This window comes from Flavobacterium urumqiense, from assembly GCF_900108015.1.
Lineage (GTDB): Bacteria > Bacteroidota > Bacteroidia > Flavobacteriales > Flavobacteriaceae > Flavobacterium > Flavobacterium urumqiense.
This window is the reverse complement of sequence record NZ_FNVP01000016.1, coordinates 1-17,737: the sequence shown is the minus strand read 5'-3', so window position 1 is coordinate 17,737 and position 17,737 is coordinate 1. Positions and strand designations below refer to the sequence as shown.

The 17,737-nt window shown below is 30.5% G+C and carries 16 protein-coding genes and 1 tRNA gene; 6 read left to right on the top strand and 11 right to left on the bottom strand.

Annotated elements, in window-relative coordinates; genetic code table 11:
* The first annotated feature begins 31 nt into the window (after positions 1 to 31).
* The 6 genes from C4S35_RS14485 (at position 32) to C4S35_RS15765 (ending at position 2,983) form a co-directional block, all read left to right on the top strand.
* Positions 32 to 116, top strand: a tRNA-Ser gene (locus C4S35_RS14485).
* A gap of 131 nt (positions 117 to 247) precedes the next feature.
* A complete protein-coding gene (locus C4S35_RS14480; protein ID WP_104000866.1) occupies positions 248 to 871 on the top strand; it encodes a hypothetical protein in 624 nt (207 codons plus the stop codon).
* Between the two features lie 549 nt (positions 872 to 1,420).
* Positions 1,421 to 2,176 carry a hypothetical protein gene (locus C4S35_RS14470; protein ID WP_104000864.1) on the top strand — a complete coding sequence of 252 codons (756 nt, stop codon included), beginning with the start codon at positions 1,421 to 1,423 and terminating at the stop codon, positions 2,174 to 2,176.
* A gap of 1 nt (position 2,177) precedes the next feature.
* Positions 2,178 to 2,573, top strand: coding sequence for a DUF5675 family protein (locus C4S35_RS14465; protein ID WP_104000863.1), 396 nt, complete (start codon positions 2,178 to 2,180; stop codon positions 2,571 to 2,573).
* Positions 2,574 to 2,583: 10 nt separating this feature from the next.
* Positions 2,584 to 2,817 (top strand): hypothetical protein, encoded by a 234-nt coding sequence (locus C4S35_RS14460; RefSeq protein ID WP_104000886.1) that lies wholly within the window; start codon positions 2,584 to 2,586, stop codon positions 2,815 to 2,817.
* On the top strand, positions 2,807 to 2,983 hold the full coding sequence (locus C4S35_RS15765) for a hypothetical protein (protein WP_167386527.1): 177 nt from the start codon (positions 2,807 to 2,809) through the stop codon (positions 2,981 to 2,983). The genes C4S35_RS14460 and C4S35_RS15765 overlap by 11 nt, the downstream gene beginning before the upstream one ends.
* Positions 2,984 to 3,038: 55 nt before the next feature.
* Here C4S35_RS15765 and C4S35_RS14455 read toward each other — a convergent pair whose 3' ends face one another.
* The 11 genes from C4S35_RS14455 to C4S35_RS14405 all read right to left on the bottom strand — a co-directional run bounded on the left by C4S35_RS14455 (position 3,039) and on the right by C4S35_RS14405 (position 17,510).
* The gene (locus C4S35_RS14455) at positions 3,039 to 3,629 is read right to left on the bottom strand and encodes a DUF1643 domain-containing protein (RefSeq protein ID WP_104000862.1); all 591 of its coding nucleotides are present in this window, start codon (positions 3,627 to 3,629) and stop codon (positions 3,039 to 3,041) included.
* A gap of 11 nt (positions 3,630 to 3,640) precedes the next feature.
* The gene (locus C4S35_RS14450; RefSeq protein ID WP_104000861.1) at positions 3,641 to 4,483 is read right to left on the bottom strand and encodes a phospholipase D-like domain-containing protein; all 843 of its coding nucleotides are present in this window, start codon (positions 4,481 to 4,483) and stop codon (positions 3,641 to 3,643) included.
* 802 nt (positions 4,484 to 5,285) lie between these two features.
* On the bottom strand, positions 5,286 to 6,413 hold the full coding sequence (locus tag C4S35_RS14445; protein WP_104000860.1) for a hypothetical protein: 1,128 nt from the start codon (positions 6,411 to 6,413) through the stop codon (positions 5,286 to 5,288).
* A 316-nt stretch (positions 6,414 to 6,729) separates the two neighbouring features.
* Positions 6,730 to 7,194 (bottom strand): hypothetical protein, encoded by a 465-nt coding sequence (locus tag C4S35_RS14440; RefSeq protein ID WP_104000859.1) that lies wholly within the window; start codon positions 7,192 to 7,194, stop codon positions 6,730 to 6,732.
* On the bottom strand, positions 7,194 to 9,140 hold the full coding sequence (locus C4S35_RS14435) for an ATP-binding protein (RefSeq protein WP_104000858.1): 1,947 nt from the start codon (positions 9,138 to 9,140) through the stop codon (positions 7,194 to 7,196). Before C4S35_RS14435 ends, C4S35_RS14440 begins: the two co-directional genes overlap by 1 nt.
* Positions 9,141 to 9,251: 111 nt before the next feature.
* A complete protein-coding gene (locus C4S35_RS14430; protein WP_104000857.1) occupies positions 9,252 to 11,882 on the bottom strand; it encodes a DEAD/DEAH box helicase in 2,631 nt (876 codons plus the stop codon).
* Between the two features lie 3 nt (positions 11,883 to 11,885).
* Positions 11,886 to 13,535, bottom strand: coding sequence for a site-specific DNA-methyltransferase (locus C4S35_RS14425; protein WP_104000856.1), 1,650 nt, complete (start codon positions 13,533 to 13,535; stop codon positions 11,886 to 11,888).
* A 9-nt stretch (positions 13,536 to 13,544) separates the two neighbouring features.
* On the bottom strand, positions 13,545 to 14,456 hold the full coding sequence (locus tag C4S35_RS14420; protein WP_104000855.1) for a hypothetical protein: 912 nt from the start codon (positions 14,454 to 14,456) through the stop codon (positions 13,545 to 13,547).
* A 5-nt stretch (positions 14,457 to 14,461) separates the two neighbouring features.
* On the bottom strand, positions 14,462 to 15,610 hold the full coding sequence (locus C4S35_RS14415) for a DUF3696 domain-containing protein (protein ID WP_104000854.1): 1,149 nt from the start codon (positions 15,608 to 15,610) through the stop codon (positions 14,462 to 14,464).
* Complete coding sequence (locus C4S35_RS14410) at positions 15,607 to 16,710, bottom strand: DUF262 domain-containing protein (RefSeq protein ID WP_104000853.1); 1,104 nt, start codon at positions 16,708 to 16,710, stop codon at positions 15,607 to 15,609. The genes C4S35_RS14415 and C4S35_RS14410 overlap by 4 nt, the downstream gene beginning before the upstream one ends.
* 173 nt (positions 16,711 to 16,883) lie before the next feature.
* On the bottom strand, positions 16,884 to 17,510 hold the full coding sequence (locus C4S35_RS14405) for a hypothetical protein (RefSeq protein WP_104000852.1): 627 nt from the start codon (positions 17,508 to 17,510) through the stop codon (positions 16,884 to 16,886).
* Positions 17,511 to 17,737: the final 227 nt, after the last annotated feature.

The window sequence follows — 17,737 nt, the reverse complement described above, 5'->3', positions numbered from 1 at the left end:
ACTCGCAATCAGACAACGAAAGCGATATACTGGAGAAATGGCAGAGCGGTCGAATGCGGCAGTCTTGAAAACTGTTGACTGTTACAGGTCCGGGGGTTCGAATCCCTCTTTCTCCGCGGAATTAAAACCCTAGCTACTGATTATCAGTGAGTTAGGGTTTTTTGTTTTAACTATTAGCCCACATTTAGCCCACGGTTCATTTATTTTACTTTTTTTATTAATTTTATAATAGAAAAAAACAGAAATTATGAACGATACACCCTCTATCAAACAAATTGTAATTGATTTCATCTACATCAGAGAGCAATTAAAAATATTATTCAAAGATAAAATAGAATACCAACCCATAGTGGACTTCATACTTGCCAAAGATTATTTAGATGATAATCTAGAAATACCTTTTCCAAGAATGAAAGATATTGAAGAGGCAACTGGATTAAAAAGTCATATACTTAGAAAGCTTTTGTTACAAATGCACAATCATATATTTGGATTCACTAATAATTTGAAATTAAGCTTCAATAAGGTATTATATCATTTTACTATTAACTATTATGGCAAGAACTGTTATTTCATTATGGACAAACTTGAACATCTGCCTAGAGTTGGAGAAAATATTAGCTTACCTTTTGTCAAAGCGATAACAAACATAAATTGGTTTTATGTTGAAGAAATACAACACGAATTTCAGGACACAACACAAAACATTCATATAACTCTTAAGGTTGGAAGTTATAATTCATTTTGGCATTTTAGAAAAGACCAAGCGCTAGAATTAAATGAAGTAGGATTTAGGGATTCATTAGATTTAAGTGATTCTCAATTGAAAAAGAAAGTATATTCTAATAACCATTGGCACAAATATAAATAGCTCACCCTCCACCTTCGGTAATATTTTGAAATGAATCTGTATTTATTAAAAAATATCAAACCCATTTCTAACCAATAATCAATAACTCAACCTGGTCTTGTTTTAGACTGGTGTACTGGCAAAACTCTTCTATACTTACAAACTCATTTTGGAGCTTATTTAGCTCCTTTCTGATATTGTGCAACAATCTAATGCTTTGACGATAACTTTTACCTGTAATGCGCTGTATGTCCTTTGGATAAATACACAGTCTCTTATTTTCGATTTTCATACACTATCTATGCCTTTGCCTAGGCTTTGAGTACTATTAAAACACCAATAACATTATTTCTTGTCAGATTATAAAATTAGTAAATATATTCTTTCCATTTAGAATGAAATTAATGTTTATTTATGACATCTATATCCTTATGGTACAAAGTAATGAAACGTTTCTTTTATACTAAAACTTTAAATAACATATTTGTTACCAATTCAATCGAAAGATGTTGCAACAGGATGATGATTGAGCGAATTTAAAACAAATTATTAATTTAAATTTTAGAAATTATGGCAAGGCAAAAAGGCATAATTAAGTTGAAAGGTACTATCGGAGATATTACTTTTTACAAAACCAAAGACGGGCATTTGGCACGTGAAAAAGGCGGAATTGACGCTAGTAGAATTAAGAGTGATCCTGCGTTTCAAAGAACACGTGAGAACGGTGCTGAATTTGGAAGAGCTGGTAAGGCCGGAAAGATTTTGAGAACAGCAATGAGATCTTTACTCTTGAATTCTGCTGATAGTAGAATGGTGAGTAGATTGACTCAAGCAATGATTAAAGTAATCCAAGCGGATGTGACTAGTGAGAGAGGACTGCGTAATGTAATTGATGGTGAAGCAGAATTGCTTTCTGGCTTTGAATTCAACATTAGAGGAAAACTGGGCACCAGTTTATTCGCTCCCTATGTTGGGGTTATTGATCGAGGTAGTGGTGTGATTTCTGTTGATTTGGATTCTTTTGTTCCTTCAAATATGATTGCTGCACCTAGTGGAACTACGCATTTTAAAATCATTTCTGCAGGTGCAGAAATTGATTTTGAAGCTGAAACTTTCACTGAAGCACATTCTGAAAGTGATATTCTTCCTTGGGGACAAACTGCAACAGCAGTGATTAACCAAGCAAACACAGTGACTCCAAACAGTACTAAACCCTTGTTTTTGGCTTTAGGATTAGAGTTTTACCAAGAAGTGAATGGACAAATGTACGCCTTGAAAAATGGCGCATACAACCCATTGGCATTGGTTTCAGTGAGCGGATTGTAGAATGGTTATCCAACTACAAAGAACTTATTTCCCTAACGGAACTAACGGAAAACTCGAATGTGAAGGTAAATTTATATGTTATACAATTGAATTGCCTTGGAAGGAAAACGAGAAAAGGGTTTCCTGCATTCCGGAAGGGAAATATTTTATAAAAAAGCGATGCAGTAATAAGTTTAAATGGCATTTGGAAGTTACAAATGTGGTGAATAGAAGTTTGATTTTATTTCATCCAGCTAATAATGCTTTATTAGAATTGAATGGCTGTATAGCTCCAGTAACAAAACTTTCAGGACCTGGTTTAGGTCTAATGTCTAGAAAAGCATTTACAAGATTAAAAGACTTGGTTTATAAAGCTTTGGACAATAATGAAAGTGTTGAATTGATTGTTAAATTTTAAATTTATAATTATGAATATTATAAAAAGAGTAAAAGCACCAACTCCGAAGTTTTTCAAGATTTTGAGAGGTATAGGTTTGGCTTTATTGGCCATCAGCGGAAGTGTAATAGCTGCTCCAATAGTTTTACCCACAGCAATTATAACTACTGCCGGATATATGGCAGTTGTAGGAGGTGTTATATCTGCAGTTAGCCAAATGACAGTAGTTGAAGAGAACCTAAATAAACCTAGAGATGGAGACTAATATTTCCCTCCGAACCGGAACCGTATCAGGAACTTTTATGAGTGTTTTGCCTAATATCCTTTCAGAGGATATTGTAAAAACAATTTTCCTGGCAATCGTTGGTGCCATTGTAAGTTTTGTGGTTTCTCTCCTATTGAAAATCTTAATCAAATTTAAAAATAAATAACACTGCTTTGATTGACAAAGATTTCCATATTAACTGATCAAGCCTAGTCTAACAACTAGGCTTTTATCGTTTCAGTAATATTAATTACCCATTCCTTTTGTTTATTATAGGTTTGAGGTAAAGGGTGATAATAGGCATACTCCTCCCCTTCCTTTTTTAGACCAGATACGTTTACCAGTCCAATTCTTTCTTTTGCTAATGCTGCCAATTCAAAAAGATTTCTATTTACACCCCAGGCAAAAATTACAGGAATATCTTTAATGAATAGTTTATTAAAATCTTCTTTTCTCTCCTCGCAAAAAATAGAATGATGTATATTTTTAGTCTCAAAATCATCCATTTGATTGTAAAATTTTCGACTTTTCGGTTCTCTAAAATCTGATAGATTCAAAATTCTTGCATAATTAAATTTACAATTATTCATCAATACCATTATCTGATCCTGCGTTCTATCCGGGATTGTTTCAGTTTCAATTTTATAATCATCATATCCATTAATTGGTCTTGATCCTCCAGGATTCATCATTACTACCATCAAATCAGGAATTTGACAATTTGAATCCTTCTTTACAATATTTAAAAATTTTCTGAATTTGTATCCTTGATTTTCATAAAACAGCCCAGTAATATTAAAGTCCTCTCTCATAACAATTTAGACTATCTGTTTTTATAACAATACTCTTTTATTTCTTCTATTTGAGAAATGTAATCAACAACCGCATTTACAACATTTCGGGATTCAATATTATTTACATCATTAATATTAGATGCTTTTAAATTAATATCAAGAGTTGCCCATATAGAATCATAATGTCTATTTCTTCCTCTCATTATCTCAAACACCAAATTATTTTTATCCAATTCATCTGCAATTGAATTAGCGTATTCATATTCACTACCGGAAATAATTCCAGTCATTCGCAAAGTATTTCTTTGATATTCGTTCGATATAAAAACTTCATAATTGTTTGAGGAAGTTTTGAAAAATATTTTATTTTCATCTTCGAAGGCGTTAATTTTTTTAAATTTATCCCTCAATAAATTAAGCAATCTATCTTTCCAATCATCATTATGATTATCATCATTAGAACTTAAAAAATTTCTTTTTAGATACGTCTCATAAAAATCAATCAATTCTAAATATTCTTCTTTAGTACTAGTCATATAGCCTAAGTCCAGAGAATTAATTTCAGAACTTAGCAACAAATTCATCGATGTAACTATTGCGGTTTTTTCATTGAGATATACTTTAGCGTGCAAATTAGGGATGCAAATTGGCACAATTCCTATTTTCAACACTTGTTCTAATGTTTCTGGTTCATTATCTCTTATGTAAAATTCAATTTCAATATTTCTCGATTGTAAATCCTTTAATTTCTTAACGAGTTTATACCATTTATCGAATTTACAATAAGGAGAAACAATAATCACTTTTTCTTTAGCCTCGTCCAACAAGTTCATAATTTCGCCCGAAACGCTATTTGGTTTTAAAAATTTCATAAACTTTATCTAGTAGGTAATATTCTATAAAAATATATAACTTATTCCAGGTAAATTATTTTTTGAAAAGAAAAAAGAGAAAAAAAGAAAGCCATTATACGAAGCAGTAATGACGAACGGGAATGGAGGAAGGCACGACCGACTGGAAGTGAGGAATGAATGCTAAATTTGCTGGTTTTTTTTCTCTTTCTTTTCAATAAAATGCACCATAGTTCTCGTGAAAGATTTTAACACCCCCAAGCACCGCAGAAAATGATAATTGAAGCGATAGCGGAAATTATTGTTTTTCGAGGAGCGCAGTGGCGGGGTTGCGGCAATCGAACAGCCACGCTAGACCGAGAATGAAACGCAGCCCTTGCGAAGTGGAAAGAAGGGATAGCAGCGTGAAACGACGGGGGAAATATAAAAGCCAGCCTCTGGCGTTCCTTTATTTAGGGCAAAGTAATAACGGAGCCAACCCCGATGGCTGTGCGAAGGAGCAACCGCTGAAAAAATAAAGGGCGGCAGACATTATACTGCTGGAATGTAGTGAAACGTAGCCTGCGGAGTGTAACGAAATGAAGCTGTATTGTGGATGCATAAGCCCGACCGAACGCAGGAAGTGACCGTGTGAAGATGAGGAACGAGCAGCCTAAAAAATAAGGCTGCCTATTTTTTGGCTGCCTTATTTTTTTATGGGCTGCGAAGTGTCTGTGGAACGGAGGAAGGAACGACCGACTGGAGCTGCCGAACGGAACAAAGAGAACGACCGAAGAGAGACCGCTTGATTGCAAGTATTATTTGGATGACTAAATATTGTTGATTATCTGTAATAATTATTTTGTTGTTTTGGTTTATGCAATTCCTCTTTGTCATTTTCGTTTAATAATTCGTCTTCTCTCTTTGTAAAAGGATCAAACCAATCGGCTTTTTCATTAGCCCATTTTATCCAATCTTTTAATACGGATGTTACGTTATTTTCTTCGATTGCTTTTTGTTCTGTGGCCTTTATAAACCTACGGTAAACTGTTGCTTTTTCGAATTTTTCTGCATCAGAAAAAAGCTTTTTAATTTTAATTATTTCTTTATCTTTTCGTGCAAGAAATTCTTTTTTTATTCTTTCCTCTTCTGCTCTTTGAATGGCTGCTATTCGACATTCTTCGCGCCATAATATTTCTTTTTCTGCTAGCAATTCTAATTTAGCGACAATTTTGACCAATTGATTTTCTAATTTCACACTGCCATCTTTCCATTCAACAGCTGTTATACTTTGTCCAATTTTCAATACTAATTTCCCTGTTGGAAGATAAGTTGAGCTATAATGCAATTTGTCAGCAGGGATTCTTTTTTGCACTTCTCTTAAGTAAAAAGAAAATTCAACGTCTTTTATTACAATATGTGGACCGAAATTATTGCGGTCTCTTCTGAAGGAGTGACCTCTGTATCTTAATAATTTAATAAAAGCATCCATTATACGTAGTGCTCTGGCTAAATTTGCATCGTCTACATTTATTGCTACATAATCTACTTTATCATCGCGATAAAAGCGTTCTTTTTTTTGTTTTCTATATATTTCTTGCGTGTTTTGAATTAAAATATCAGGTTTTGTAAGATTGTCAGATACAATTACTGGTGCATTAGGGTCATTTTCTATTTCCTGGATAAGAATAGTATAAGGAGACCGCTCGTAACTAATTGTATCCTCCTTTACGCTACTGGTTAATTCAATTAATTGAGAAAAAGATGAATCTTCAGGAAGTTTTTCAATGACAACAGGCTTATTAAATTTTACCTTACTCCAATATCCATTTTGTGGAAGTGGAATATTACTATTTTTACAAATACTTTTAAGCCCATGGGAAGTTAATGCATATTTCTTAGCAAGTGAAGTTATTGATTCCTTCCAAACTAAATCGTAAAGTTCTTGTCTTTTTATAGTTGAATTTTCCATTTCCTATTATTTTAATTTTATTGAAAATTAAAGTTAAGAAATAAATTAAAGCAGCATTCTAGTTATGCTCTTCCCTTTTTAAAATCTTTTATTGGTCGATATGGGAATTTGAAAGGAAGATATAAAACCAATAGTAATTAAGACTCTAATACTGCTTATTAAATTAAAATGTAGTTAAGTAAACATCAGACTGACCTTCCAAAACTGTATAACCTAACAAAGTGAATGACCGTCTTGAGCCCGCTTGATTGCCCGTGATGTTTTTATCTGAAACATAAATGAAATAACACTACAAGAATAGTATCAAGAAAAGGAACTATAATAATAGCCAATTATTAATTTTGATAATCAATTCTTCTTTAGTTAATGACTGAACTTCCTTGAATAATTTAATTTTAATGCCATTATATTTTTCACCTACAACATCGCCATTTAAATATTGTCTAATCATATTACTATCAACAAACCAGTATTTTTCGCTACTTTCTTCTCCCAAAACCCAACGCATATTTTCTTCAAAATAATCTGTTGCGGTTATTAGAACTTCAGGCTGAAACCCACCACCTTTACCGTGACCAAACCCTAATCTACCGTGATTAGGTTTATGGTATTTTACTTCAATAAAAAAAAGTTTAGGGTTCACCCCATTTCTAGCAATTAGAATATCAACTGCTTTCTTGAAATTAAATAATTTGTGATTATTGTCTTCAGGAATAGCAAATGGCAAAATATCATTTCTTAAATGATTTTCAAACTGTGTTTCACTTAAAATACCTACCATTAAACAACCATTGATTTTTCCATTAGTTTATTCAATCTTGTTTGTTTTCTAATAATTTCTAAAAACACTTTATTTCTTGCTTCTGCGTCTTTAATAAGAGTTGTAGCACTTATAACAAATATAGAAATTCCAGTTTCTTTATAAAATCTATGAAAAATTGGATTTTCAGTTGAAAACAAAGGTGTATAATCATCTTCCCTAAGTCTCACTTCTAATTTATGGTCAATTTCAGTTATTAAAAATGCAGAAACTTCATCGATTTTGTCCTTTGCTTTAAATGCTTTGACATAATCTAATAACTGTTGAATTCCGGCAAACTTTTTACGATCAGGTTTTGAACTATAGTCAAACGGTTTTATTTCTATCAGTACCGATTTTAATCTTTCTGGATTATTCGGATTATGTGAGAAGAAAAGAGACAAATCTGGTTTATCATCTAATATTTCAGTATCACCATTTCCTTCATCAATCCCTTTCAAAACATCGCGGATTCGTTTATCACTCGCTGCATAACTATATGTTGTATAACGATCATCTAAAAGCCAAAGATTATTTTTACCAACACTGTAGTAATCATCATCAGTACGCATTTCCATAAAGAGATTATGAATAATTTTTTCAACACGTTCACTTTTGGTAACAAATGTTTTGAGTCTTTCAATGACTTGAATTCTATCATTTATATAGGATACTAATTCATTTTGAGCGAGCTGTATCGCTTCATTTAATTCTTCATCTGAATATTCATCTTTACCAGCATTTACAAGAACCTTTTCCTTTACAATATCAAATCGCTTTTTGGCTTTTTCAATTATGTGTTTTTTATCTAAAAACCCTGCCATTTCAATATCCTCATCTTCAATATAATTCATCAAATATGGTCTTTCTTCCTGAATTTCCTCTAATTTTTCAATGTTTCTTTTTTGAGTTTCTGGAATTCCCGCCTTCACTATTTCACTAATTTCCTTTTTTAAATTTGTGTTAATCATCTCCCAAGACAATGTCGAAAAAACGTCAATTTTAACTGGATAAATATCGAAATCATTACGTTCATTATTGGAGTGTTCATTAAGATAATCAGATTCTAATAGCATAAAACCGGAATAACCATAAGGCATTGCAATTTTCAAATCCTTTTCACTAAACTCGCATACTGTCCTATTATTTGCACAATAATAAGCGTTTAGATTACCGGAATCCTTTATAATTTTATGATGCAGGTTGAATTTGAAAATATTACCATCTTTATTTTTGACTTCAAAAATATTTTCTTGAAAGTCAGGAATATCACTAGAACTTATTTTGTTATGTGTCGTATCGAATTCGTTATGAAATGTAATAGTTATATTTTTTCCTTTTTGCTTATAAAAAAACAAAGTAGGAATAAGATTCATTAACACTTTTTCTCTAATTGTTTCAATATCTAATTCAATCCTACGATCAATTTTTTTGGTGTCATCATAGTATTTAGAAGTTAAACCTGACAAAGTAAGTATTGTTTCATTGCTTGCAACGACTACTGTTTCTTTTACCAAATCATCAGTGTCAAAATTAAAATCAAATTTGAATTTTCTTTCCTCTGACTCAGTTTTTAATCTACTTTTATAATTAACATTTTTGAAAATCTTAAGAAAAACAAATCGACCAACACCTTTGCAACCCAATTCCTTTTTGTGTTCCGTACGATATGTGGAAAAAGAGGCAAAATTTTTATCGGTCAAGCCATCGCCATTATCGACAATTTTTACTGTATCTATTTTAATTGACCCAAGTTCATTTTCACCTTCTTTAAGTTGATTATCGACTGAATTTAGGTAACATTTAATCTCAGTAGCATTGGCGTGAATAGCATTTGTAATTGCTTCAAAAAGCACATCATATTGAGTAACTCTTGGGCTAATATCACCATTTACAATTCTGCTTATATCCGCTAACATTTGACTCATAACACTACTTTTTAAAATCGTTTAATTTTGTGTTTCTTATATTTCTACAATAACACTTAATTTCAAAATATTCTTATAATATCTTGAATTGAAACAATCGTGATATTAATACTAAATATCCTTTATTAGATTTAGAAACTCTTCTAATTTATAAGCACCATCTACATTCCTTCTTTCATAAACCATAAAATATCGGTAATCATTACCTGACTTACTTGCCCAAAGCCCACCCAATCTAATTTTTTGTTCAGCATCTAAATGATCTCCTTTTGTTTCAAGTACTATTGTTTTACCACTTTTAGTTTGGATTATGAAATCAGGGTAATGATTTACAAAACCATTTATTCTAAATCCTTTCCTTTCAATATTTCTCGTCCAAAAAGCAATATTGGTCATATTCCCAATTTCATTGATAACTCGTTCTTCATAACCATTCATACTTCCTTCTTTTTCATAAAGGGATTTGGTTATGTCTTTCGAAGTTAGTCCTGGGGTAATGTTTTTTGGCAACTCAAATGATGGTTTAATAAATACTTTATCAATATCTAAAAAGTCTTTGAATTTTTGTTCTGCAAATGCTTCTGACAATGATTTTATTTTACTTTTAATTTTATCCGTATAGGTATATTCATTATTTGCAAAGTCACTAAACTGTTCATCACTAAAGTCTTCTAAAATAAGTTTTAAATACTTCTCAATTTCTTTATCAGGTATAGGATACATATTCCCAATAATATCCATAATTCTCTTAGTGAAATTTTTAACTCTAGTATCTTTTCTTGATGGGTCAAGGATATAAGCCATCACACTTTCCTTAACAAGTCCGTCTAGTCTAACGAATGTTGGTGTGTGTTCTTTCTTTGTTTCATCAAGATCAATCTTATAAAGTTCTGATGATATACTTGCAAAATCAATTTTCCTTTCCTCTTGACTAAGTTTAAAGCCTTCTAGTAGATTTTCTTTTTCTAAAGGCAATTCCTCTTCTTTTTTTCCAAATAAATCATTCGATGGAACTTTTAAAAAGAACTGTGGTAAATTGATTTGTGCTGCTTGATCAATAAAAATATCTTTAATACTATATGTTTTCACAAGTTTTTGTATTTCGTTTGGTAAAACAATTTCATTATTAGTTTCCATATCGGAAACAGTTTTTTCAAATACGTCATTTTGTTGAATAGCTGTTTGTTCTATGTTTGCAACAGTTGTATTTGGCAAGATAGAATCTGAAGGTATTGAAATTCTGGTTGTATCTATATCAGCAGTAATATCTTCTGATATTTCTATATTATCTATATTTTTAATAGTTTCAAATACATTAAGTTGTTGCAATGGATCTTGTTTTTTAGACTCTTCAAGCATAACAGGATTGGCCAACTTATAATCTTTATCACTAAAACCAGCTTTGTTTAAACCTTTAACTATGTTATCTAAGGTTTCCAAAAATTTTGACGAAGCTGTTAAAACATAACTCAAATTAAGTAAAGGAAAATTATGTTTCATTACGTATGGCTGTCTTAAAACCCTACCTAAAATTTGTTCAACATCAACTGCTGAGCTCTTATCTGCTAAAGAAGATAATATATATGCGAAAGGGCAATCCCAACCTTCTTTTAATGCATTAATAGTAATTATAAAACGTACTTCACATTCTTTACTCATCAAATCTTCATTTTTGATTTCGTTAATGTTTGCCGTTTTAATTTTAATTTGGTTTTCCGGAATCTTAAGTTCAATTAGTTTTTCTTTGAGTTTTTGAACATTTGATTTTTCTTCTTCCTCGTTTAAAAAATCTTTACCGTTTTTTGGTTGTGCTTGAAACAATACAATAGGCCGTATATATTTACCACCTTTCTTTTCTTCTTCGATGGATTGTAACTCTAACCGTCTTTGTAATTGCAATGACGAATTTATTACTTCAGTTTTGTCCTGGTGATTGTAGACAATAACAGGTAGTTTTACCATATTTTCCTTTTTCAACTCCAATGCATCAATAAAACTAATTATATTGCTATTATTTCGAGGAGTTGCAGTAAGGTCCAATATAAAACAAGGATTTATTTCCTTTAGCATATCAATACTCAGATCACTTTCTGCGTTATGACTTTCATCAACAATCACTAGTGGATTTAAGTATTTAATAACAGCTCCTAATGTTATATCTGTATCTTTTCCTAAAACAGTTTCAAACGATTGTAAATTTCCATTTTCTTGAAATACTTTTCTATCTTCTTTATTCTTTGCCCTTAAACTATCAAAACTAAAAACTAATATGTTTAATTGTTCTTTGATGGATGTTGCATTAAAACCACTTCCTTGTAATAAAGCTGCTTTGTCAAACACTTCCACTTTATTACCAAAATGAGAATTTATTTTTTGTCTGTATGGATGTGACGGGTCTTTTAAGTTTTTGATTGTCTGGTCTAAAATTGTAATCGATGGTACTAACCAAATCACTGCTTTTGGTTTCTCTAATAGAAATGAATCGAAAATTGTTTTAATTGCATTGCAAGCAATAAATGTTTTCCCCCCTGCAGTTGGCACTTTTACACAAATATGTGGTACTCTAGGAACATTATTTTTATAAGGTTCTATCGCGGTTCCAACAAATGGAAACAAAGGAGTTTTTGGGTGTCGAGACCAAAAATTATAAAATGCTTCTTTCACGTCTTTGGTTTCCTGTACTTCTTCCAAAAACAATGATAGATCATTGATTACTTGTTGTTGATAGGGTTTTAATTCCATTTTTTAAAATCTTGTTATACCTCTAGGTATTTTTTTGAAAATAATATTGTGAGTTGTCATAAATATTTCATCAAGACTAACATTATCTGCATAAATTATATATTGCTCAGCTTTGGTTTTCATTGTTGCCAAGAACGCATGATTTAAAGTTGTTGTCTCGCTGGGTTCATATAAAAAATAATATGATGTGTCATTATTTTTGTCAAGAAAATATTTATTATCAAGATGTTTCTTTTTATTTAATACATTTTTTGTTTCTGTATAGTAAACATAATTTCTAATTTTGTCAGTATCTACATTTTCATTTAAGTTCCCATCATGATTAAATAATGATTGTTCTAATTTATAAAAGTCAAAACATCCTCCTTTACCTTTAACATCGGAATATCCACTTATAACTTTCTTTATTCTTTCGGAAGTTATACTTTCAACATAATCCATTAACTCAATGATAATAAATTTTCTATTTTTTCCGTCTATATCATTTAAATTTAACACCGCTTGAGCGGTTGTGCCAGATCCAGCAAATGAATCAAGAACAATAAAATTTTCTCCATTCACAATACTGATTAAATATTGAATTAGGTTTATTGACTTTGGGTAGTCAAAATCAATCCCCATTTTTTTTAATTCACTACTCATGTTTTGCGTACTACCCATATTAAAAAGAGAACTTACAACATGACTTGCTTGAGATCTTGATTTTATATTCTCAATAGCGCCAGTTTTGGATATGGTAAAGGTGGTTTCTTGATTTTTACTGTCTTTTACTGAATTAAATTCATTTTTAATAAAAGCCTCAAAAATTCCTTTAGAACTCCATCCACTTTTTACAATTACTTCATTTGTTAATTTATAGTCTTCTATTTTTGCATCAGATTCATAATGAGGCCAAGAATTATTTCTTTTTTTTATTACACCACTTTCAATATCACAAGGAAAACCTATTGGAAGTTTGACATCACTTATGGGATTTTTCGGGCCATTTTTAACAATTGTATTTCTAATTTCGGTTTTAAATAATTTACTATCTATTGAAATATTTGGATCAACAACTTTTGGATATTCGAAAAAATCTATGTTTTTAGAATAGCATAGAATATATTCATGGTTAATTTTAATTTTTGCTTGATTATCAAAATTACCATCTGTTCTCCAAGTAAAATTTGTAATGAAATTATTTCTTCCAAAAATCTCATCACATATATATTTTAAATTTTGATACTCATTATCATCGATAGAAATAAATATCAAACCATCATTGGAAAGTAACTTATGAAGTAATTTTAATCTCGGATACATCATACAAAGCCATTTATCATGCCTCGTTAGATCATCACCCTCTTTACCTACAGTTTCTCCCAACCATTTTTTTATTTTTGGATGGCTTACATTATCATTGTATTTCCAACCTTCATTACCTGTATTATATGGTGGATCAATATATGTGCATTTAATTTTCCCTTCATATTCGGGTAATAAAGCTTTCAGAGCTTCAAGATTATCACCATGAATTATTTTATTTCCGCTCTTGGTTTCTTTATCGGTTTGTACACCATTATCAAAACCATAGGAATGCTCCAATACCTTGAAAGGTACTTCTAGGTGATGGTTAACAACTTTGTCTTTACCTATCCAGTTTAATGTTGGCATATATTTTTATTATAAGTGGTCACCAATATGACCAATTAAGATTCTGTTTTCTTGAATATTATTAATTCCTTCGTGAAAGTATATTCTTCTATCATTTGAATAAGACGCATCGCCTGGGTAGAAATCGTTATGGCATAATTTTAAATGTGGTTCGCAACAAATATTTACAGTTTCTTTTTTATCGTTTAAGAAACTAAATGTTAATATAGGTTTTCTTGCCGCATTTCCCTCCAAAGATGCTGTTGCGTCTAAATTAGCATTAATGCTAAAATGCTCAAGTATTTGTGATCTATTCAAATGAGTAGCATCTGTATCTCTAAATTTATCATTTAATGCGGTTAAGTGATAAACAATTTTTTTTGGGCAATTGTGTAAAATTGCTCCAATGGTAGTTTTATTTCTTTCGTGAAAATATAAATTTGGAAAATATTTTATGCATTCATCAATAAAAAACACACTATTTTTCGGATAAATTTCTAAATAATATCTCCTGAAATCTAACCATCCATTATGATTATAAACAACTTGAAATTCTGGATGAACACCAGTTACAGTATTAAATGCTATTAAGCCATGACATAAATCTTGATTATGCTCAGGTAATAATACTTCAATTACTTCCTGACTAGTAATGTTTTTAGTTTCTGTTTCAATAACAATTTTTTTGAGCATATTTCTTGCATCTCTATCTAAGTTATTATTTGCTATTTGATCATTGAATAGTAAATCTGAAATTGACACCTCGTTAATGAAAGGTATATTATAAATATCAGGGTTTATAAATAATTTATTAGTTTCCTTGTGTTTTCGAATACTTACAAAGTCATTTCCCAAAGCTTCAATTTTAGTTTCAATTTCTGCTTTAGAAGCAGTTGTATTTTGAGCAAATGATTCTGCTATGATGTAAAATTCTGCTATCATAGCGATTATCTTGTATATTTAAAAATATCCGCAAAATCTATTTCCTGCTGGTCAAAGAAACCATATGGCCAATTAGGGATTTTACCTTTTTCATCCATAGTTAATTTTACGGAATCAAAAGATTCATCAAAATAGTGTACTGCTAATTCATTGAATTTAATATCAATTTCAGGATTTAATGCGCTAACTCTTAGTCCGTTTAAAATATGCTCACTATGAGATTCAATGAATACTTGTACGCCGCATGAAGCTACTTTTGAAAAGAACTCCGCAATTTTTGATTGAGCTCTAGGATGAAGATGCGCCTCAGGGTTTTCTATTATTATTGTTTCACCAGGTTTGGCAATAAGTCCTGTAACAATTAATGGCAAGATATAACTATACCCAAAGCCAATGTTGGCAGGTTTATATGCATAAGAATTATTCCTATTGTTCATAAGCATATAAAGTACACTACTTTCCTTTTCTTTTCCACCGATTTCAATTTTAGCACCCTCTAATATATAACTTAACCATTCTATAGTTTGTTGAATAAGAGAGTTTGCATCATTCCCCTTGTAAAGAATTTCATTGATAACTGGCAAATTAATTGAATCCGCTAAAATATTTATAGTGTGTTCACCTCTAGGACCTACATGAATAAATTCTGGTAAATTAGTTTTTTCCATAAATTTAACGGGACCAAGTCTATCGGCACTAACAAAATGAATTTTCTTAAGCACCTCGGAAAACGTAATGATTATTTCATCAACTTCTTTATCAAAATGATTAATAACAATGTTTTTTCCATGTGAGGTAATATCCAATTTAACAAAATCAGCCTCCAATGGTTTATCCGGATTTTCATCGAACTGTATTTTTGCTTCGTCAATAAAAGGATTGTCAAATTTTATATTGAAGTGTATATTTTCGCCTCTAGGAGTTTCACTATTTTTAATATCATCAAAATTTCCGAGATTGATTAATTCATCATTAATAACAAGTTTTTTTAAATTACTGTTTCTCCATGCTGATTGAGACAATATCAAAAATGATTGTAAAAGAGAGGATTTTCCTCTCCCATTAATTCCTGTAAGTAAATTTATTTTTGAAAACTCAAAAGGTGTTGAGTTACTGAAACATTTGAAGTTTTGGATTTGTAACTCTTTAATCATAATGTATTTTGATTTAAAATTTCATTCGCTAATCTGAAACGATCTAATACTTTTGCTTTGTTACCTGTTGATTTAGTTACAGCTTCGTAATATGTTGTATTACGAATTAACGATCTATAATTATTTTTTATTTTACTTTTATTAGTTGCAACAAAACTTTCACTTGTATTAGATAAATAATTACAAACTGTTTCAAAAATCGCAATATTAATAGTTCCCTTAGTTTTATCAGTAGGCATTCTAAAATTTTCGTATTTCCAAATAGAAAATGACAACTTCATCACTTTATGAAAATCATCTTTAATAATCTGAATATCCTCTTCACTTTTTTTATTTATCTTTTTCATTGCGCTTTCCACAAAATCGCTCATATCTCCTGAATATAAATTCTCGTAATCAAACCATCTAAATGCAAGATATCTTAAAATAACTTCTCTATCTTTCATTCTTTTGTCCGAAACACCAGAATTAATTGCCTGCTTAAAATATTGTTGCTCAGATAATTCCTTTAGTAACTGAGTAGATTTTCCAATAAAAATACAATTTCTAACTTCTTGTCTATTTAATTGGGTACCACCTGTATTAATACGATTGAATAAATCATAAATAACAACCATAGGTGTTGATGGCTTTAATATAAAAACAGTTAATTTTTTATCTTCAAATTTGGACTGTAAAACTTCAGGCAAGTCTTTAAATTTACGCCCATTGTATTTTGGTAAAGCCTCGATTCCGGTTAAAGCATATTCACCTTTATAAAATTGTTTTAAAGCAGTGGAACGTTGGAGACCATCAATTACTATATATGTAGATTCTTTAGTTTCATTAAGATAAATTGGTGGTAAAGGAAAATTTAAAATAATAGATTCAATAAATTTACTCTTTTGTTTTTTATCCCAAACTTGATTTCTTTGAAAATCTGGTTGAATTAATATTTTACCTTTATCTAATTGCCTTAAATATTCGTACACAGAAAAAGGGTCTTCTCCAATTTCTATATTTTCATAAGCCGGGTCATAAGGATAAAGTCCACCATCATTTTTATCCTCAATTGCAGTGTCTTCATCGGTAACAATTAAATCTTTATTTTCTTCGTTCATTTTTGATACTTTGCTTCTTTATTTTTCAAATATAATTAATAAATTTATAAGATAAATATCTATATTGATAATACATTTATATATAATAAAAAGTATCACCCAACAATATTTGTAAAGCACTTAAAATTTCTAAAAAAACATCACTTTTGGCATTCCCTTATAATCCCTTTTCTTTATGTTTTCAGGTTAGTTCGCTTGACAAAATAAAAAAGAGGATAAACCGTGTCAATTAACTGCATTCTATAATCATTCTTGTGATAAACAATATTATCATTCAAATCATTATATTTATGAATAGACATCAATAAAGGAATATCCATATTAATATCTTCGTAATTCTTTTTAAGTTTTACGAATCCTTCTTTGTATGCTGCAGTCTTTAATCGTGAAGCTGTCGCAATAGATATTTTAAAAATCTTACTTACACCAATAACAGAAACAGGAGCCAATTTTTTTTTATAGTTGAATGAAGGAGACGGAAAATTATAGGTACACCCTTTTATTTGTACGCTTTTCTTTCTCTTCACTTTTCTCCAAAAATCCTTGTGGAGATAACCATAAATAACTGCCCCTGTAACTGCTTGTATTTTATTATAAGTATTGTAATCTATTGGAAATGCTAATCTAACTTCCCAACCGTGAAATTGTCTTATTTTGTCAAATGAATTGATTGTATAATTGGAAAAACCGGTCAAATTGACCACCCAATTCCAGTGCAAATTGACCACCAGTTTCGGAGCAAACTGACCACCACTTTCCAGTTCAAATTGACCACCTGAATTTGAGGTAAAATTGGACATTAAAAACTACTGACTTTTTCATGTTGTTAGCACCATACATTCGTTTAAAAAAACACGGATTATGGCAAACAAAATAACAGACATGAGTAAAATTAGAAAAGCAATTAAATTCTACTGTAACGGCAAAAGTAAGTTATTCATAAGTAAGTACTTATCTCTTTCCAGGAATACAGTAAAGAAGTATATTTCTTTATTTGAAGTGCTAGGATTAAGTTTTGAAGTAATTA